Raw genomic sequence first — 19,019 nt, 5'->3', positions numbered from 1 at the left:
GAGCTTTTTTTATGATTTTATATTTTATTCAGCTTTTGGTTTGCGAACCACAGGTAAAATTTCACCTTTTTCTAAGCAATATTTTTGAACATCTTCCGAAGGAATTTGTTTCGTGTAATCTACTTTTTCGACGATAAAACCAACATCTTCCAAACGTTTGTAATAATCTAAACCATAAACACGAACGTGATCATATTGTCCAAATTTTTCTTTACGTTCTTCTTTTGTTGTAACCGTTGGATCTTCGTACGTCACATCGCGTTGATACGAAATAGGAACTTGCAAAATTCCCCAACCTCCAGGTTTCATGACACGAAATAATTCACTCATCGCTTTGTGATCGTCAGGAATATGCTCCAAAACGTGATTACAAAAAATAATGTCAAATGTATCATCACCAAAAGGTAAATCGCAAATATCAGCTTTTACATCTGCCAAAGGCGATTCGATATCACTTGTGATGTATTCTAAGTTCTTCATCGCACGAAAACGCTTGATAAAAGATTGCTCTGGAGCAATATGCAAAACTTTTGCTTTTTCGGTAAAAAAAGACGTTTCATTTTTTAGGTACAACCACATCAAACGATGTCTTTCTAATGAAAAAGTTCCGGGTGAAAGCACATTATCACGCTGTTTTTCGTAACCATAAGGCAATAAACTGTAATAACCTTGTCCATCAATCGGATCTACGAAACGATTACCTTTCATAAACCAAACTAAAACTGGACGAACGATATAACTACCTTGTATTAATAAAGGACGAGGTAGAATATTCATGATTTTTTTTAAAAGCTTTTTCACAAAAGTTTTTTAGGGTTTGAATAAAAATGGTTTTTCTTCATCAGATTCGATACCTAACACATCGTAAATAAACTGATAAGTTGACAATAATTTTGGTTCGCCATCTACCACACAAACATCATGTTCGAAGTGAGCCGAATATTTATCGTCACGCGTTGTAACCGTCCAACCATCTGGATGAAAGAAAACTTTTTCAGTCCCCATATTTACCATTGGTTCGATGGCTAACACCATTCCTTCTTCAATTTTTTTACCAGATCCACGACGTCCATAATTTGGAACTTGTGGCTCTTCGTGCATTTTACGACCTAATCCGTGTCCAACTAATTCACGAACGATTCCGTAACCTTCTTTTTCACAATATTGTTGAATTGCAAAACCAATATCACCTATACGATTACCTTTTTTCATTTGTTCAATTCCTTTGAACATTGATTCTTTCGTAATGCGTAATAATTTTTCAGTTTCAGCATCTACTTCACCAACTGCGAATGTATAAGCATGATCTCCGTAAAAATCATTCATATAAACACCACAATCTACCGAAACAATATCACCTTCGTTAAGTGGTTTGTCGTTTGGAATTCCGTGAACAACTTGTTGATTTGGCGAAATACAAAGGTTTTTAGGGAAATCGTACATTCCTAAAAATGCAGGATATCCACCATTGTCGCGAATAAATTCGCCTCCTAATTTATCTAAATGATTGGTTGTAACACCAGGCACTACTTCTTTGGCTAACATACCCAAGGTTTTTGAAACCAATTGAGCGCTTAGGTACATTAGTTCTAATTCTTCTTTACTTTTTAAATGTATCATAATCCGAAAAATCCTCTTTTCTTTTTCTTCTCAGGAGCTTTTTGCCCGTTTGCGTGAACACTTAATTCAATCTTTTTTGTAATGATTTGATAGACGTCACTCCAACCTGGGAAACCTCCTAAATTTCTATCGTCGATAAAGATATCGGCATTTATTTTTCGACTTTGCGTATTTTTATCAAAATCCTCTCCGTCAAAACTATTGTTGATGGCATAAAACTCAATACCGTTTTGTTTGCAAAACTCAACTGCTTCGTCTAAATATTTACCACTACGATAAGTCCATAAAGTAAGGCGATATCCATCGTTTTGTAATTGTTTCAATGTTTCGAAAGCGAAGATTTTAGCTTTTCCAATTTCTGGATATTTATCATCTACCACAGTTCCGTCAAAGTCAACAGCAATAATTTTATTAATCATGTTTGTAAGTATTTAAAGTTATTTAGGTTATTTTTTTGAACAATAATATTTCCAGTCATTTCGGCTGGAATTTCAATTCCCATCAAAGTTAAGATAGTTGGCGCAATATCTCCAAGTTTACCATGCTCAACATTCCATTCTATATCTTTCTGAGCTAAAATAAATGGAACAGGATTCGTTGTGTGTTGCGTATTTGGCGATCCGTCTTCGTTCATCATAAAATCTGAATTTCCGTGATCGGCCAAAATTACCACATTGTAACCGTGTTCTAAAGCTGCATTTACAATTTTTTCTGCACAAGAATCTACTACTTCGGCAGCTTTTATTGCTGCAGACATTACACCTGTATGACCAACCATATCCGTGTTTGCGAAATTTAAACAAATAAAATCAGCTGATTCTTTTTCAATTTCAGGAACAATTGCATTTGTAATATCGTAAGCCGCCATTTCTGGTTTCAAATCGTAAGTAGCCACATCTCTTGGCGAAGCGCATAAAATACGAGATTCACCAACGAAAGGTTCTTCGCGACCACCATTGAAGAAAAATGTTACGTGCGGATATTTTTCAGTTTCAGCAATACGAATTTGTTTACGACCAGCATTCGCAATAACTTCACCTAATGTATTAACAATGTTTTTCTCATCAAAAATTACCGCAACTCCAGTATATGTAGCATCATATTCTGTCAATGTGATATATTTTAGATTTAATTTATGCATTCCAAATTCTGGGAAATCATGTTGTGTTAAAACTTCTGTGATTTCACGTCCACGATCAGTTCTAAAATTGAAACAAATCACGACATCATCATTCTCGATTTTAGCTTTTGGTTGACCATTTTCATCCGTTACAATAATCGGTTTGATGAATTCATCTGTCACGCCTTCATTATAAGATGCACGAATTGCTTCTAATGGATTTGTTGTTGTTTCACCAACTGCATTTACCATTGCATCATATGCTAATTTCACACGTTCCCAACGTTTATCACGATCCATTGCATAATAACGACCAGTTATCGAAGCAATTTCTCCTGTTGATTTTATCATATGATTCATCAATTCTGTGATAAATCCTTCACCAGATTTTGGATCGGTATCACGACCATCTGTGAAAGCATGTACAAAAACATTTTGTTGTAAACCTGATTGATTTGCTGCATCCAACAAACCTTTCAAATGATTGATATGTGAGTGTACACCACCATCAGAAACTAAACCAATGAAATGTACTTTTTTGTTATTCTCTAAAGCATATTGAAAAGCATCTTTCAAGATTGGTTCGTTTTGTAACGTTCCGTTTTCAACTGCCATATTGATACGAACTAAGTTTTGGAAAACCACGCGTCCAGCACCCAAATTCATATGTCCAACTTCCGAATTTCCCATTTGTCCTTCTGGTAAACCAACGGCTAAACCAAACGTATCCAATGTAGAATGTGGAAATTTTTCGAAACAGCTATCTATAAAAGGTGTATTGGCTTGCGCGATTGCAGAAACAGCAGGGTTTGGTCCAATTCCCCATCCGTCCAAAATCATTAATATTGCTTTATTGTTCATTTTTCTTGTAATAATTAAGCCCAAAGATAAGCATTCCTTGGGCTGAAAGTTTATTTTTTGTATGGTTTAATTTGCGACTTCACTGATGAATTTGATACGCATCAAACGTAATTCTTCTTCATCATAATCGTCACCAAATTCATCTAACAATGATGACATTGAGTCAGAATCTGCGTCCATCAAGAATTCATAAATTTCTTCTTGTTGGTCTTCGTCCAAAACTTCGTCAATGTAATAATTGATATTCAATTTTGTTCCTTGATAAACGATACTTTCCATTTCTGAAAGCAAATCGCTCATCGTCATATTTTTTGCTTCTGCAACATCTTCAAGATTTAACTTTCTGTCTGTTGATTGAATGATATAAACTTTGTGACTCGATTTGTCAGCAACTTGTTTAATCACCATGTCTTCAGGGCGAATGATATCGTTATCTTTAACATATTGCGCAATAAAATCTACAAATTCTTTCCCAAATTTTTGAGCTTTTCCTTCTCCAACTCCAAACACATTTGTTAACTCCTTAACGGTTGTTGGATATTGCATTGTCATATCATCTAAACTTGAATCTTGGAAAACTGCAAAAGGTGGAATTTGATGTTTTTTAGAGATTTTTTTACGTAAATCTTTCAATTGTTTCAATAAAACATCATCAAAAGCAATAGGAGCAGAAGACGTTTCTTCTTTGTCGAAACTACCTTCCGATAATAATTTTTTGAAATCAATATCTTCGGCAATTTCAAAAGAAGTTGGTTTGCTAATGAAATCTTTTCCTGCTTTGGTAATTTTTAAGACACCATACGATTCGATTTCTTTCTCTAATAAATTACGCACAATTAATTGACGTAAAATAGATTTCCAATAATAATCTTCTTTTGCTTTTCCAATTCCGAAGAAATCTTCGGAGCTCAAATTATATGATTTTGTAATCGAAGTTTCTTTACCAACGATAACGTTTACAACATCATTTAATTTTAATTTTTGATTTGTTTTCTGAACAACATTTAAGGCAATTACGGCATCATCTTTTGCCTCAATCATTTTTTTAGGATTGCGCATATTGTCGTCCATATTTGCACCTTCGCCGTTTTTGTCGTCAAATTCTTCTCCAAAATAATGTAACAAAAATTTACGACGCGACATCGAAGTTTCAGCATACGCCACAACCTCAGAAAGTAATTGCATTCCAACTTCGCGTTCTGCAACAGGTTTACTTGCTAAGAATTTTTCTAACTTTTCGATATCTTTATAATCATAGAAAGCAATACAAACACCTTCACCACCATCGCGACCTGCACGACCAGTTTCTTGGTAATAACTTTCTAACGATTTTGGCATATCGTAATGCATCACAAAACGTACGTCTGGCTTGTCAATTCCCATTCCGAAAGCAATTGTAGCGACAACAACACTTGCATCTTCCATCAAAAACATATCTTGATGTTTGCTACGTGTTTTGGCGTCTAAACCTGCGTGATAAGGAATAGCATTGATTCCATTTACTTGTAAAAGTTGGGTAATTTCTTCAACTTTTTTACGACTCAAGCAATAAATGACACCAGATTTACCATCGTTTTGTTTGATAAATTTGATGATTTGTTTGTCTTGATCAACCTTTGGACGGATTTCGTAAAATAAATTCGTACGATTAAAAGAATCTTTAAAAACTTTAGCGCTTTGCATTCCCAAAGTTTTCTGAATATCTTCTTGTACTTTTGGTGTTGCTGTTGCTGTTAAAGCAATAATTGGCGCATCACCAATTTTGTTGATAATCGCTTTTAGATTACGATATTCTGGTCGAAAATCGTGTCCCCATTCAGAAATACAGTGCGCTTCATCAATCGCAAAAAAAGAAATTTTTACCGATTTAAAGAAATCGATGTATTCTTCTTTTGTCAAAGATTCGGGTGCAACGTACAACATTTTAGTTACTCCATCTTTAATATCTGTCATAACTGTTTTCGTTTCTGACTTATTTAAAGATGAGTTTAATACGTGGGCAATTCCATCATTTTCAGAAATTCCACGTATAGCGTCTACTTGATTCTTCATCAGCGCGATTAAAGGGGATACAATAATCGCAACTCCATCTGACATTAATGCCGGTAATTGATAACATAAAGACTTACCTCCTCCAGTTGGCATCAAAACAAATACATCTTCTTTATTTAGTAAGCTTGTAATGATTTCGTGCTGCTGTCCTTTAAATTGGTCGAAACCAAAATATTTTTTTAGGTAAGATGTTAAGTTTTTCGAAGTGGCTTCCATCTACACAAAAGACTAAAATTAATATTATAAATTAAATAGTTCCTATATTTGATAACTCTTAAATATACACATAAATTTTATATGATTTATATATAATTGAGTGTAAATAAAAAAGGAGAGTAAAAGTACGAAAAATTTTAAAAATAGACAATAGAAATTTTATTGTGGAAAATTCAGAATTAATACAAATAGCGCAAGGGGTATTTCGAGAAGAAATTCAAGCGCTGGAAGCAATAGCTTCTCGTATTAGCGAGTCTTTTGTTGATGCGGTAAATGCGATATATAACACGAAAGGAAAGTTGGTAGTTGTTGGAGTAGGAAAGAGTGCACACATTGCAAATAAAATTGTAGCAACCTTAAATTCTACCGGAACTCCAAGTCAATTTTTACATGCGACGGAAGCTATTCATGGCGATTTGGGTCTTGTACGACCAGAAGATGTGGTGATTTGTATTTCGAAAAGTGGAAATACGCCAGAGATTACATATTTGGCTCCGATTCTTAAACAATATGCATCAGTTTTGATTGGTTTAACATCAAATTTGAAATCAGAATTAGCAAAAAATTCAGACATTGTTTTGGATGTTAATATTGATAAAGAAGCTTGTCCCGTAAATTTGGCACCAACAACTTCTACAACGGCTCAATTGGTAATGGGTGATGCATTGGCGGTAGCTTTGATGAAATTGAGAGCGTTTACACAAAACGATTTTGCAAAATATCATCCAGGTGGAGCTTTAGGAAAACGATTATTGTGGACAGTAGAAAATATTGTTGATCCAGAAAGAAAACCTTCTGTGCATCCAGATTCTTCGATTACAGAAGTCATTAATTCATTAACATCAGGTCGTCATGGAATTACAGTTGTGATTGATAATGATAAAATTGTTGGTGTGATAACAGATGGAGATTTGCGCCGAATGTTATTAAATAATGAAACTTTTGCACATTTAACTGCGAAAGATATTGCTTCAATGAATCCGAAAACAATTCAAAAAACTGAAAAAGCAAGAGAAGCTTTAGCAATTTTGCGTCACAACAGTATTGGACAATTGGTAGTAGTTGATGAAGAAAATCATTATTATGGAATTTTGGATATTCACTCAATTTTAAACGAAGGAATCGAATAAGCGTATGGCAGATAATACAAAATCGAGTATGTCATTTTTGGCTCATATTGGTGAGTTGAGAGGACATTTGGTTCGTTCTATTTTATCAATTGTGATTACATCTATTGCAGTTGCGATCTATTGGGACGAATTGGTGGAACATGTAATTATGGCTCCATTAAAATCAACTTTTCCAACGTTTGATATTTTTAATCAATTTGGTGAATTAACAGGTTTCGGAAAAATTTATACTGAATCATTTGACATTTCGAAAGAATTGACCAATCTTAATCCATCAGGACAGATTACTTCACAGTTTTTTGCAGTAATTGTGTGTGGCGTAATTATCGCAATTCCTTATATTATTTTTGAAATTTGGCGATTTGTAAAACCAGCCTTAAAAGAAGCTGAACGAAAGTATGCAGGATTTACAATCTTTGCTGTTTCGTTTTTCTTTGTAACAGGAGTACTATTTAGCTACTATATGCTGCTACCATTATGTACGCAATTCTTATTTACGTATGATCCTTTTGGTGTAGGAAATACATGGACATTGCCGAGTTATATCGATTTATTTGTTCAATTATTATTATCGATGGGAGTCATGTTTTTGATGCCAGTTTTCGTTTACTTCTTAACGAGTATTGGAATCTTAACACCAAAATTCTTGAAAGAATACCGTAAACACGCATTTATCGTTGTATTAGTGATTGCAGCTGCGATTACACCAAACGATGTGTACAGTATGATTTTAGTTACAATTCCTCTTTGGTTATTGTATGAACTAAGTGTATTGGTTTCAAATTCAGTTTATAAAAAACAACTGAAAGCGAAAAGTAACGACTTAGTAAAGAATTAACAATGTTATGCTTGCATAATAAAATAAATTAGTTATTTTTACATAAAAGAAAAAGTAAACACAAAATTATGAAGATATTAGTTTGTATTAGTAGTGTACCAGATACTACAGCAAAAATCAACTTCACAGCTGATGGAAAATCATTTGACAAAAATGGTGTTCAGTTCGTTATTAACCCGCACGACGAATTTAGTTTAAACAAAGCAGTAGAGTTACAAGAAAAACAAGGCGCTACTGTTACAATTTTAACTGTTGGAGATGCAACTGTAGATCCAGTTATGCGTAAAGCTTTAGCAATTGGTGCGAATGATGGAATTCGTATTGATGCGGATGCTCGCGATGATTTCTTTGTTGCTACACAAATCGCAAAAGCTGCTAAAGATGGTGGTTTCGATTTAGTATTGACAGGAAAAGAATCAATTGATTACAACGGAGGTTCTGTACCAGGATTAGTTGCAGCAATGTTAGATTATGGTTTTGTAAACGGATGTATCGGTCTTGATGTAGAAGGTTCTTCTGCAAAAGCTGTTCGCGAAATTGATGGAGGAAAAGAAACTGTAGAAGTTGCTTTACCAGCTGTTATCGCAGGACAAAAAGGATTGGTTGACGAAGCTGCATTAAGAATTCCTAACATGCGTGGAATTATGCAAGCGCGTACAAAACAAATCACAGTTGTTGCACCAGAAGTAACAGAAACTAAAGTTGAAGTTGTTGGTTATGTAAAACCTGCTGAAAGAGGTAATGTAACATTAATCGACAAAGACAATGTAGCAGAATTGGTAAGATTATTACACGAAGAAGCTAAAGTAATCTAATTATTCACCTAAAAAGAAATTAAAAAAATGGCAATTTTTGTATACGCAGAGTCACACGACGGAAAATATAAAAAAGCAGGATTAGAGGCAGTTTCTTATGCAAAAGCTACAGCTGATGTTGCTGGAGATACTGTTACAGCAATCGTTTTTGGAAATGCTGCTGCTGACGAATTATATAAATATGGAGCATCTAAAGTAGTTAAAGTTGAGAATGTAGCTTTAGCAAAATTTGATGCAAATTCTTACGCAAAAGCTTTGGCTGAAGTTGCTCAAGGAGATGTTGTGGTCTTACCATCAACAAACGAAGGAGCGACTATAGCACCAGTTTTAGCATACAAAACAGGAGCATCTTTAGTAACAAATGTAGAAAAAGCTCCAACAGCAGTTTCTCCATTCACAGTTGCACGTAAAGCATTTTCAGGGAAAGGAGTAGAAACTGTTGCAGTTTCAGGAAAAGTTGTAGTTACAGTTTTACAAAACGCATTCGGAGCAAAAGAAAATGCAGTTTCTGGTTCAGAAGAATCAGCTTCAGTATCAGTTTCTGATGCAGATGCTAAAGTAAAAGTTGTTTCAACAGAAATGGCTTCTTCTGATAAAATCGATTTGAAAGAAGCGGATATTGTTGTTTCTGCAGGTCGTGGAATGAAAGGTCCTGAAAATTGGGGAATGATCGAAGATTTAGCAAAAGTTTTAGGAGCTGCTACAGCGTCATCTAAACCAGTTGCTGATATCGGTTGGAGACCTCATGCTGAACACGTAGGACAAACAGGAAAAGCAATTGCGCCAAATTTATATATCGCAGTTGGTATTTCCGGAGCTATTCAGCACTTAGCTGGAGTTAACGGATCTAAAACAATTGTTGTCATCAACAATGATCCAGAAGCACCTTTCTTCAAAGCAGCAGATTACGGAATCGTAGGAGATGCTTTTGAGATTGTACCTAAATTAACTGAAGAGTTAAAAAAATATAAAGGTCGAGCTTAATCATTTTAAGATTATAAATTCAATCCGAATCATTTAGGTGGTTCGGATTTTTTTTATTCATTAAAAAAAGATTAAATATTCATCAGTTTTTCATAGATTTACACCCAAATGGACAATTTAATTAGATTAAATATTAAAGGAATTTCTTACAGTCAAACTCAGACTGGCGCATATGCGTTGATTCTTGAGGAAAATGTAGGAGGAAGAAAGTTACCTATTATTATTGGGAGCTTCGAAGCGCAATCAATCGCATTAGCTTTAGAGAAAGATATTAATCCACCTCGTCCATTAACACACGATTTGTTTATTTCATTAGGAAAAGAATTTCAATTAAATGTTGATTCAATTTATATTTATAAATTAGAGGATGGCGTTTTCTACTCGAATATTGTTTTTGTGAATGATGATGGACAACGTGCCGAAATTGATTCGAGAACTTCTGATGCAATTGCGTTGGCTGTTCGTTTCAATGCACCTATCTATGCCTATGATAATGTTGTAGAAAAAGCTGGAATTCATTTGGACGTTATTGAAGAAGAAGAAAATATACGTCGCGCAGCAAATAACTTTGAAGATGATTTGGATATCTTGGCTGGTTTGGAAAATGATTTGTCTGATATCAACGAATATGAAGGTTGGACAAAATCTGAACTTGAAACTGAGATGGAAAAAGCTGTGAAGAATGAAGATTACGAATTGGCAGCTCGCCTTCGTGATCAAATCGATAACATGGGAAACTAATAACTATTTCAAATAATTATGTCTGTAAAGCTTAGACTTACAATCATGAGTTTCCTTGAGTTTGCGGTATGGGGAGCATACCTAACCTCTATGGGAAATTACTTAGGATCAGTTGGCTTAGGTCCAAAAATTGGTCTTTTTTACGCGATGCAAGGTATTGTGTCGATTTTTATGCCCGCAATAATGGGTATTGTAGCGGATAGATGGATTCCTGTACAACGTTTGTTGGGATTGAATCATTTATTAGCTGCGATTTTTATGTTTGCAGCAGGTTATTACGGAATGACAGCTGGAAACGATGTAGATTTCACAACAATCTTCGCACTTTATTCGGTTAGTGTGGCGTTCTTTATGCCAACAATCGCCCTTTCTAACTCAACAGCCTACACAATTTTAAAACAAAATAATTTAGACACAATCAAATCCTTTCCACCAATCAGAACGTTTGGTACAGTAGGTTTTATTGTTGCTATGTTATTTGTTAATTTCTCTGGATTTAAAGATGGTGTTTTTGGATTTAACTTTTCAAGTGATCCAACATTCGTAAGTTTTCAATCCAATTATTATCAGTTCTTTGTATCAGGAGTTTTAGGTGTTGTATTATTTTTATACAGCTTCTTATTACCTAATTGTCCAGTTAACAAAAGTTCTGAAAAACAATCTATTTCTGATGCATTTGGTTTAAAAGCTTTTGCATTATTCAAGGATAGAAAAATGGCAATTTTCTTTATCTTTTCGATGCTTTTGGGTGTCTCGTTGCAAATTACAAATGGTTATGCAAATCCATTTATCACAACGTTTAAAGATATTCCAGAATATGCTAATACGTGGGGAGCAAGTAATGCAAATGCCTTAATTTCGTTATCTCAAGTTTCAGAAACATTGTGTATTTTATTAATTCCTTTTGTGTTAAAACGATTCGGAATCAAAATCGTAATGTTGATGGCAATGGTAGGTTGGGTCTTACGTTTCGGATTATTTGGATTAGGAGATCCAGGATCTGGCGTTTGGATGTTTATCTTATCAATGATTGTTTACGGAATCGCTTTCGATTTCTTCAACGTATCAGGTTCATTGTATGTAGACAAAGAAACAAACGAAGAAATTCGTTCTTCTGCACAAGGAGTTTTCATGATGATGACAAATGGTTTCGGAGCAACTATTGGAATGTTAATTGCGCAATATATCGTGAATCATTTAGTGTATAGTCAAACTGATTTGACATTGCAATTAGAAGGATGGAGACATTCTTGGTTTATTTTCGCGGGTTACGCATTAGTCGTTACGGTATTGTTCGCAATTGTGTTCAAGTACAAACACAATCCAGACGAAGTACAAGATGTTAAGCATTAAGTTGTTAAATTAATAAAATATAAAAGCAAGAATTTTAGTTCTTGCTTTTTTTATGCTCGTAAGTTTTCTAATTTTCTTTATCTGCTCTTTTATACGTCACAAACGAGTAAGCATACGGATGCTTTTCATCCTTTTTGAAATCTTCTCGCTCAACTTCTTCCCATTCGTCCGAGTCAATTTCTGGAAAATAAGTGTCTCCATCAAATTCGTGATGAACTTCTGTGATGTACAAAACATCTGTAAATTCCATCGCTTGTTTATAAATATTTCCACCGCCAATAATGTAAATGTCATCATCAATTTTTTTCGCAGCTTCTATTGCTTTTGGTAAAGAAGAAGCAATTTCGATACCTTCTGCATTCCAATTCTGATCTCTTGTCACAACAATATTGGTACGATTTGGTAAAGGTCTACCCAATGATTCAAACGTCTTTCGTCCCATAATAATAGGATGTCCAGAAGTTATACTTTTGAAATGTTTCAAATCATTTGGTAAATGCCAAATCAAATCGTTTTTTGCACCAATTACGTTGTTGCTTGCTTTTGCTACTACAATGTTTATCATAAGTTATAAGGTAAAAAAAGCTATCCTTTTTGGGGATAGCCTAACAAATATAATAATTTTAGCGAATTATTTCATTTTATTTATTGCATCTTGTAATTGCTCCACTTGTTTTGCAATAGTTGCAGATTTAATTGTTTTTGCTGCATTCGTTTTCACTTGCAACGCTTTTTCAGCCATCATTTTCACCGCTTGTCCAGCTTGTGGATTTTGCTCTTTCAAGTATGGATAATAGCGCGAATATGTTTTCGCAATTTCAGCTGTTGCATCTGGTGTATCATTGTTCATAATCCAATTGAAAGCTTGTTCAGCAATTTTTCCTTTTTCTGCATCTTGGAATTTTACAAATTCATACATCGCAGCAGATTCAGAAATTAAAGCAGCTTTATCCAATTGATTATTTTTAATCCAAGTCGGAACTAATGCCATTGCTAAATCTGGCGAACCTTTAATTACTTCATTGTCAAGATTAGTTGTTAAATCATTAATTTTTGAAGGATTATTTTTTAAGATTCCTGTTAATGAAGCTCCTTGAACACTAAACGATGGACTTTTTGAAGCTTTCTCGAAAATTGTTGCATCATAAATATTGGCATCATTCAAAGCACTTAAAGCTGCCGCTTGAACCAATGTTTTAGGATCGTTAGAAGCTAATTGTTTTAATTTTGAAGAAGCTTTATCTACAATCGTTTTTGATTTTGTATCTAATTTATGAATCGCATAAATTCTTAATCCATCAAATGAATCATCTAACGCATTAATTAATGCATCAGCCGCTTTTGGATTAGTAGCTTGCGCATTTGCCATCGCTTCAATCGCTAATAAACGCGTCGTGTAATTTCCTTTTCCAGCTTTGTATTGCGCAATAAAATCTTCAACAGGTTTTTTATCATCAATATCTGCTAATAAAACTTGATCCGCATTTGGAATAACGACATCAGGTTTTTGGTTTGAAGCAAATTCGAAAACAGTTTCTGCTTGTTTTGGAACCCAAACTTGTTGACGTGTTGTTTTTCCGTTTTCGACAATATCAATTGCAAAAGGGAATTCAAATAATTTTGAAGCATCTTGACGAACAACAACTTTTACTTTTTTATTCGTTGAAGAATAGTCTGAAACAATAGTTAATTTTGGATGACCATTTTCGTAATACCATTGATTGAAAAACCAGTTCAAATCACGGCCAGAAACCTCTTCCAAAGCCAAGCGTAATTGTGCAGATTCAGCTTTTCCGTATTCGTTGTCTTTCAAATATTTGTTCAAACCTTTGAAGAAAGCATCATCTCCCAAGAAATTTCTCAACATATGTAAGATGATTCCACCTTTGTTATACGAAACACCATCAAACATATCTTCGCGAGAATTATAATGAACTCGAACCAAATTTTTCGTTGGTCCATCACCTTGTTTATAACCAAACATTTCGTTGTAACGATGCTCATCCGCTTTCTCTTTTCCGTATTTATATTCGAACCATAAATATTCAGAATAGTTCGCAAAAGATTCATTCACCGTTAAATTTCCCCAACTCTCAGCTGTTACTAAATCTCCAAACCAATGGTGAAATAATTCGTGCGCAATCACATATTCAGCAGTATTTTCATCGACTAATTGACCAGCTTTTTGCTGAACACCATCATGAAAAAGAGAAGCTGTTGTATTTTCCATTGCTCCAGAAACATATTCGCGAGCTGTCATTTGCGCATATTTATCCCAAGGATAAGGATAGTTTAATTTATCAGAAAAAAACTGAATCATTTCTGGCGTGTTACCAAAAATTTGCTTCGCAACATCTTTATATTCTGGCTCTACATAATAATCAACATTGATGTTTTTCCATTTGTCATTGATGACTGCATAATCTCCAATCCCGAAAAAGAATAAATATGGCGCATGTTTTTTATCGAATTTCCAATAATCCGTTTTTGTTCCGTCCGAATTTTTCTTTGAAGATTTCATCGTTCCATTTGATAATGAAACATATTTATCAGGATATGTTAACGTGATTTCTTGCGAAGTTTTTTGATTTGTTTTATCAATTGTCGGGAACCAACAAGAAGAAGATTCTGTTTCGCCTTGTGTCCAAATTTGAGTAGGATAATTTGGTCGATCACTTTTTGCATTGATAAAATAAACACCTTTTGCATCGTTTATCGCCGCACTTCCTTCTTGTTTTACTTCGTTCGGACGCGCTGTATACTTGATGTAAAGCGTATATTCTTGATCTTTTTTGTATTCTTTATCTAAATCGATGACTAATTGTAAATCATCATATTTATAATTTAATTTCTTTTTTGTAGCGCCATTTACCAAAGCAACTTCGCTAATCAACATTGCTTTTGCGTCTAACGTAACTTTGTTTGTTGCATAGAAATGCGGTTTCAACGTAATCCAAGCTTCACCCAAAACGTGCTCTTTTGCATAATCAAATTTAAGATCTAACTTGGTATGAACAAGATTGTTGATTCGCTCTGCCTCCGCACGATAAATATCTAATTTATTCGTTTGGTTTTCGTTGTAACTCGGTGGTGGCGTCATTACTTGCGCATAAGTAAGACTTGATATAATAAAGGCTGATGAAAGCCAAAGAATGCGTTTTTTCATTGTAAAATTTTATTTCTATTGGTTGATAATTTTCTCGAAAAGTTACAAAAAAGCCTCCAATTTGGAGACTTTAAGTATATTTTATGAAGATTTAAATTCAATTAATTAATTTCTTGAAATTTATACAGGGAATTTGAAAATGGAATTTTATAGAATTTAATCAAATTTTCTTGGTTAGAAGTTGATTCAGAATTTTTATTCTTGATTCTTTCGTATAAAATTACTCCGTTTTTTATGTCGATAATATTAATACTATCTGTTTTCATATTAAAAACGACTAAATTATTTTTATCAAAATTAACAATTCCAATTGATACTCCAGGCATACGAGTCGCATTTATCGGGCCTAATGTTTTACCGAACTCAATATCATTTTTAATTGTAAAAATAGAATCGAAATTTTCGAGAGAATTTTCTCGTAACTCTAAAATTAAATTACTTTTATCGTCAAAGTTATCTTGATGTTGAGTTAATTTATTTGCTGAGCAACTTAAAATGAATAGTGGAATTATAAGAAAAATAGTTTTCATAATGGTTGTATTTTAAATTACAAAACCCATTAAAAAATGGGTTTTGTATGAATTATTGAATGAAAAAAATTATTTAATAATTAATTTTTTCGTTTGTGTTGAATCTCCATCATTAATTTTTACAAGATATACACCTTTAGGTAAATTTGTAGCATTAACTGCTTGGTCGATTTTATTTCCAGCAACATTATAAGTATTTGTAGAAACAACTTGTCCAGCAAGGTTAATAATTTCTGCAGTTACTTTATTAGTTTTCGTGTTCATACGAATATTAAAATTACCATTTGTAGGATTTGGATAAACAAATAATTCATTTTGTTTTGTGATGTCTGAAACAGCTAATTTTGACGTTTCACGATGACATAATTCAATTCCTATTTTATTGACAGTTCCTATATTTCCAGCTTTTAAATCTGCAAGGCGGAATAAATACGAACCATTTGCTGTTATGTTTTCATAACGTTTAAGATCTAAAGTACCTGTAATTACAGCATCTTTTACTCCACAATTATCAAAACTTGATCCTCCGAACTTATTAAATTTATACGATAAGTTTGGTGTAGTACAGCTTTGGTACCATGCATATTGATAAATTTGATCAACACCAGATTTCGCAAACATAACAACTAATTCGTTAGAATTATCATGTGTAATATCGGTAATTAATGAGATGTCTTCAACTTTTTTTGTTTCTCCAGAAATTGGAATTGTGATATTTGTAATTCCAGCAGTACTTCCTACGGCATCTTTCATTGTGATTGGAGTTGTCGCGAAAAATTGATTACATGATAAACTAACTTCATAACCAATAGCTATAAAAGGGCTTGCTGCATAATAAATATTATTAACAGCTTCTATGATAATATTTGCTTTTTCTGCAGTAACACCGCTAGGTAATGTAATAGAAGCTTGTCCGTTATTAGGAGTTGATTCTAATAGAGTGGTAAATGTTTTGCCTTCGTCTGTTGTTAGTTTTATTTTTACATTTTGCGTATTAATTGCTCCTGTATTTGTCCCAGCAACATCCCATTTTAAGTCAAATGTTTCTCCTGATTTAAATGATTGGTTAAGGTTAATATTATTAATCTTAAATGGACCATCTTCAGTAATTGTTATCAATGCTTTGTCCGAATCAATTTGACCTCCTCCTTGTTTGTTATCTCTGACTTGTAAGACGAAGTTCATCTCTTTTGCTATATCAGAAACTGTATTCCATGTAGAATATAACTGACTATTTAGTACATTCTCCATTGGGGGAAAATATCTTTCTGGATTTGTAGAGTGTTCATAAACTCTAAAATTTGCACCATCAGTATTTTTACTACTTGGATTTTTGAAATTAGATCCTGTATATGTTAATATTGGATCTGATTGTTCCCATGAATAAGTTAATTTATCATTATCTGTATCATTAGCACTTCCAATTAAATGAAAAGCAGTTCCTTTTGGTATTGTGTAATCTTTTCCAGCATTTGCTATAGGAGGTTTGTTAGTACTTTCTGTAGTGGTACCACATGTTTGTTTAGCTAAATAACTATTAATTTGTTCAAGATTATAATGATTAAATTGAGAAATGAAAGTATTTTGAACATCATGAGTGCCTGTTACGCCAGGGTATCCCATAACTGTTACACCACTTCCGATTTCTCTATTCGCCATATATCCTTCGTTTCTCGCGTGAACATGATTTGCTCCGAATTGATGTCCCATCTCATGGGCACCAGCAACCGAAAAATTAAAACCTTCAGGATTTGTTTCTACAGGTCCAATATAAGCTGATCCTTTTTTAGTATTATTACAAACACTTCCGATATAGCCAGCATTTCCTCCTCCAAGAAGATTAGTGAATAGGATTCCAATATCATAATTTTCAGAACCAATATTTGCGTCCAATTGTTTTTGAACTTCAGCGTTTAATCCAGTTGTTTTAAAAGGACTAGTAGCAGCTGTAAGATAAGTTACTTTGTCTAGATTGTCAGCTAATTGAAAAGAAATAGACAAGTCATTTTCATATATAGGTAATATATAAGTTAATGATTTTGATACAGCAGCAATAGATGTTTCTAAAGTTGGTTCTTGAGTACCAGAAAAATATTTATTGTATTGATAATCAGTTGCTATTGCTAGTTTGTATTTTCTGTAAGTTGAAGGGTTATTAATTCCTTTTGATTCGCTAGATACAACAGAAGTACTTGAATCTACACTACCACAACTGAAATTTTTTAAACTTGGAAGATTTTCGCTATCAATTAATTCATATTGACCAGCTGTTTTTTCGATAATATATTTATCAGTTGAAGAATATACAATAGCATTAATTCCTTGAGCCGTAGAGTAGCCTAAACTGATTTTTTTTAATGGATCAGAAGTTGAATATCCGTAATATGATTTAATGTTAGGAAACTGTTCCTTCATTTTATCATTTAATAATTCTCTTTCAACTAAAACAAATTTTTCATTTTTTCCTTTATTATTAGGAAGAGTAACTTCTAATTTTGAATTTTTATTAAGAGTATTAGCATTAGACGCTAATTGATTTTCAACATTCTTTAAGTCTAGAATTATTTTTTTTGAATTAGGTAATGAAGTGTCAATGTTTTTTAATTGATTATTGCTATTTTCTTGCGCATAGGTAATAGTCATAGCTAAAAGCATAGCTACAAGCGTAAAATTTTTTCTCATAATTGCGTGTTAATATTATATTTAATGTTAATAAAATTAAATAAGTTATTATGAATTACAAAAAAAATAACGTTAAAATAAAAATTAAACCGCTACAATTCCTTTGATATGAGGATGAGCTTGATAGTTTTCTAACTCGAAATCTTCGTATGTAAAATCAAAAATATCTTTTACATTCGGATTGATTTTCATTGTTGGTAATGGAAAAGGTTCACGCGTTAATTGTAATTCAACTTGTTCGAAATGATTTTTGTAAATATGTGCATCTCCAAAAGTATGTACAAAATCGCCAACTTCTAACTCACAAACTTGCGCAATCATCATTTGTAATAATGCGTACGACGCAATATTGAATGGAACACCTAAGAAAATATCTGCACTACGTTGATACAATTGCAACGATAATTTTCCATTATTCACATAAAATTGAAAAAATGCATGACAAGGTGCTAAAGCCATTTGATCTAATTCACCAACATTCCAAGCAGAAACTATTATTCTACGAGAATCTGGATTATTTTTTATTTGATCAATTGCAACTTTAATTTGGTCAACAACTTCTCCATTTGGTTTTCCCCATGAGCGCCATTGATGCCCATAAACAGGACCTAAGTCGCCATTTTCGTCAGCCCATTCGTTCCAAATTCTAACGCCGTTATCTGTTAAATATTTGATGTTTGTATCACCTTTCAAAAACCATAACAATTCGTAGATAATCGATTTTAAATGTAATTTTTTAGTCGTCACCAAAGGAAAACCTTCCGACAAATCGAAACGCATTTGGTAACCAAAAATACTTTTCGTTCCCGTTCCTGTTCTGTCTTCTTTAAAAGCGCCTTCTGCCAAAACCTTTTTACATAAATCGTGATATTGTTGCATTTTGAGTATATTTAACCTTTCAAATTTAGTGA

16 protein-coding genes are annotated in these 19,019 nt (G+C 33.3%); 6 read left to right on the top strand and 10 right to left on the bottom strand.

What is annotated here, in order from left to right; all coding sequences use genetic code 11:
- Positions 1–24 precede the first annotated feature (24 nt).
- The 5 genes from HXZ74_RS12575 to recQ all read right to left on the bottom strand — a co-directional run bounded on the left by HXZ74_RS12575 (position 25) and on the right by recQ (position 5,869).
- Entirely contained in the window at positions 25–777 is a 753-nt protein-coding gene (locus HXZ74_RS12575; protein ID WP_286475707.1) for a class I SAM-dependent methyltransferase, read from the bottom strand.
- A 33-nt stretch (positions 778–810) separates the two neighbouring features.
- Positions 811–1,620, bottom strand: a complete 810-nt coding sequence (map, locus tag HXZ74_RS12570; RefSeq protein ID WP_286475705.1) for a type I methionyl aminopeptidase — start codon at positions 1,618–1,620, stop codon at positions 811–813.
- Positions 1,617–2,039 (bottom strand): BT0820 family HAD-type phosphatase, encoded by a 423-nt coding sequence (locus HXZ74_RS12565; RefSeq protein ID WP_280045217.1) that lies wholly within the window; start codon positions 2,037–2,039, stop codon positions 1,617–1,619. Before HXZ74_RS12565 ends, map begins: the two co-directional genes overlap by 4 nt.
- Positions 2,036–3,601 carry a 2,3-bisphosphoglycerate-independent phosphoglycerate mutase gene (gpmI, locus tag HXZ74_RS12560; protein ID WP_286475703.1) on the bottom strand — a complete coding sequence of 522 codons (1,566 nt, stop codon included), beginning with the start codon at positions 3,599–3,601 and terminating at the stop codon, positions 2,036–2,038. Before gpmI ends, HXZ74_RS12565 begins: the two co-directional genes overlap by 4 nt.
- 66 nt (positions 3,602–3,667) lie before the next feature.
- On the bottom strand, positions 3,668–5,869 hold the full coding sequence (gene recQ, locus HXZ74_RS12555) for a DNA helicase RecQ (protein WP_280062106.1): 2,202 nt from the start codon (positions 5,867–5,869) through the stop codon (positions 3,668–3,670).
- Between the two features lie 164 nt (positions 5,870–6,033).
- Between recQ and HXZ74_RS12550 the strand changes: the two genes are divergently transcribed.
- From HXZ74_RS12550 to HXZ74_RS12525, 6 genes are all read left to right on the top strand, one after another.
- Positions 6,034–6,999, top strand: coding sequence for a KpsF/GutQ family sugar-phosphate isomerase (locus tag HXZ74_RS12550; protein WP_286475700.1), 966 nt, complete (start codon positions 6,034–6,036; stop codon positions 6,997–6,999).
- Between the two features lie 4 nt (positions 7,000–7,003).
- A complete protein-coding gene (gene tatC / locus HXZ74_RS12545) occupies positions 7,004–7,837 on the top strand; it encodes a twin-arginine translocase subunit TatC (RefSeq protein WP_115001876.1) in 834 nt (277 codons plus the stop codon).
- Positions 7,838–7,905: 68 nt separating this feature from the next.
- A complete protein-coding gene (locus tag HXZ74_RS12540; protein ID WP_219034417.1) occupies positions 7,906–8,652 on the top strand; it encodes an electron transfer flavoprotein subunit beta/FixA family protein in 747 nt (248 codons plus the stop codon).
- A 27-nt stretch (positions 8,653–8,679) separates the two neighbouring features.
- Positions 8,680–9,636 carry an electron transfer flavoprotein subunit alpha/FixB family protein gene (locus tag HXZ74_RS12535; protein ID WP_286475698.1) on the top strand — a complete coding sequence of 319 codons (957 nt, stop codon included), beginning with the start codon at positions 8,680–8,682 and terminating at the stop codon, positions 9,634–9,636.
- A 108-nt stretch (positions 9,637–9,744) separates the two neighbouring features.
- Positions 9,745–10,377 (top strand): bifunctional nuclease family protein, encoded by a 633-nt coding sequence (locus tag HXZ74_RS12530; RefSeq protein WP_038332620.1) that lies wholly within the window; start codon positions 9,745–9,747, stop codon positions 10,375–10,377.
- Between the two features lie 18 nt (positions 10,378–10,395).
- The gene (locus HXZ74_RS12525; RefSeq protein ID WP_280062101.1) at positions 10,396–11,730 is read left to right on the top strand and encodes an MFS transporter; all 1,335 of its coding nucleotides are present in this window, start codon (positions 10,396–10,398) and stop codon (positions 11,728–11,730) included.
- 67 nt (positions 11,731–11,797) lie between these two features.
- On the opposite strand, the gene HXZ74_RS12520 is transcribed toward HXZ74_RS12525, so the two are convergent.
- The 5 genes from HXZ74_RS12520 to HXZ74_RS12500 form a co-directional block, all read right to left on the bottom strand.
- Positions 11,798–12,295 (bottom strand): dihydrofolate reductase, encoded by a 498-nt coding sequence (locus HXZ74_RS12520; protein ID WP_286475696.1) that lies wholly within the window; start codon positions 12,293–12,295, stop codon positions 11,798–11,800.
- A gap of 66 nt (positions 12,296–12,361) precedes the next feature.
- Positions 12,362–14,896, bottom strand: a complete 2,535-nt coding sequence (locus tag HXZ74_RS12515) for a M1 family metallopeptidase (RefSeq protein WP_286475694.1) — start codon at positions 14,894–14,896, stop codon at positions 12,362–12,364.
- A 101-nt stretch (positions 14,897–14,997) separates the two neighbouring features.
- Complete coding sequence (locus tag HXZ74_RS12510) at positions 14,998–15,426, bottom strand: hypothetical protein (RefSeq protein ID WP_280062098.1); 429 nt, start codon at positions 15,424–15,426, stop codon at positions 14,998–15,000.
- Between the two features lie 69 nt (positions 15,427–15,495).
- Positions 15,496–18,108 (bottom strand): zinc-dependent metalloprotease, encoded by a 2,613-nt coding sequence (locus HXZ74_RS12505; RefSeq protein ID WP_280062097.1) that lies wholly within the window; start codon positions 18,106–18,108, stop codon positions 15,496–15,498.
- Between the two features lie 84 nt (positions 18,109–18,192).
- A complete protein-coding gene (locus HXZ74_RS12500; RefSeq protein ID WP_286475691.1) occupies positions 18,193–18,987 on the bottom strand; it encodes a thymidylate synthase in 795 nt (264 codons plus the stop codon).
- Positions 18,988–19,019: the final 32 nt, after the last annotated feature.

It is taken from the genome of Empedobacter sp. R750, assembly GCF_030324345.1.
In the GTDB taxonomy this organism is placed as follows: Bacteria; Bacteroidota; Bacteroidia; order Flavobacteriales; family Weeksellaceae; genus Empedobacter; species Empedobacter falsenii_C.
This window is presented reverse-complemented; position numbering and strand designations above follow the sequence as displayed.

Excerpts from the sequence above, each read along its gene's own strand:
- HXZ74_RS12575 (WP_286475707.1), bottom strand. The coding sequence starts at position 777 with ATGAATATTCTACCTCGTCCTTTATTAATACAAGGTAGTTATATCGTT.
- map (WP_286475705.1), bottom strand. The coding sequence starts at position 1,620 with ATGATACATTTAAAAAGTAAAGAAGAATTAGAACTAATGTACCTAAGC.
- HXZ74_RS12565 (WP_280045217.1), bottom strand. The coding sequence starts at position 2,039 with ATGATTAATAAAATTATTGCTGTTGACTTTGACGGAACTGTGGTAGAT.
- gpmI (WP_286475703.1), bottom strand. The coding sequence starts at position 3,601 with ATGAACAATAAAGCAATATTAATGATTTTGGACGGATGGGGAATTGGA.
- recQ (WP_280062106.1), bottom strand. The coding sequence starts at position 5,869 with ATGGAAGCCACTTCGAAAAACTTAACATCTTACCTAAAAAAATATTTT.
- tatC (WP_115001876.1), top strand. The coding sequence starts at position 7,004 with ATGGCAGATAATACAAAATCGAGTATGTCATTTTTGGCTCATATTGGT.
- HXZ74_RS12540 (WP_219034417.1), top strand. The coding sequence starts at position 7,906 with ATGAAGATATTAGTTTGTATTAGTAGTGTACCAGATACTACAGCAAAA.
- HXZ74_RS12535 (WP_286475698.1), top strand. The coding sequence starts at position 8,680 with ATGGCAATTTTTGTATACGCAGAGTCACACGACGGAAAATATAAAAAA.
- HXZ74_RS12530 (WP_038332620.1), top strand. The coding sequence starts at position 9,745 with ATGGACAATTTAATTAGATTAAATATTAAAGGAATTTCTTACAGTCAA.
- HXZ74_RS12525 (WP_280062101.1), top strand. The coding sequence starts at position 10,396 with ATGTCTGTAAAGCTTAGACTTACAATCATGAGTTTCCTTGAGTTTGCG.
- HXZ74_RS12520 (WP_286475696.1), bottom strand. The coding sequence starts at position 12,295 with ATGATAAACATTGTAGTAGCAAAAGCAAGCAACAACGTAATTGGTGCA.
- HXZ74_RS12515 (WP_286475694.1), bottom strand. The coding sequence starts at position 14,896 with ATGAAAAAACGCATTCTTTGGCTTTCATCAGCCTTTATTATATCAAGT.
- HXZ74_RS12510 (WP_280062098.1), bottom strand. The coding sequence starts at position 15,426 with ATGAAAACTATTTTTCTTATAATTCCACTATTCATTTTAAGTTGCTCA.
- HXZ74_RS12505 (WP_280062097.1), bottom strand. The coding sequence starts at position 18,108 with ATGAGAAAAAATTTTACGCTTGTAGCTATGCTTTTAGCTATGACTATT.
- HXZ74_RS12500 (WP_286475691.1), bottom strand. The coding sequence starts at position 18,987 with ATGCAACAATATCACGATTTATGTAAAAAGGTTTTGGCAGAAGGCGCT.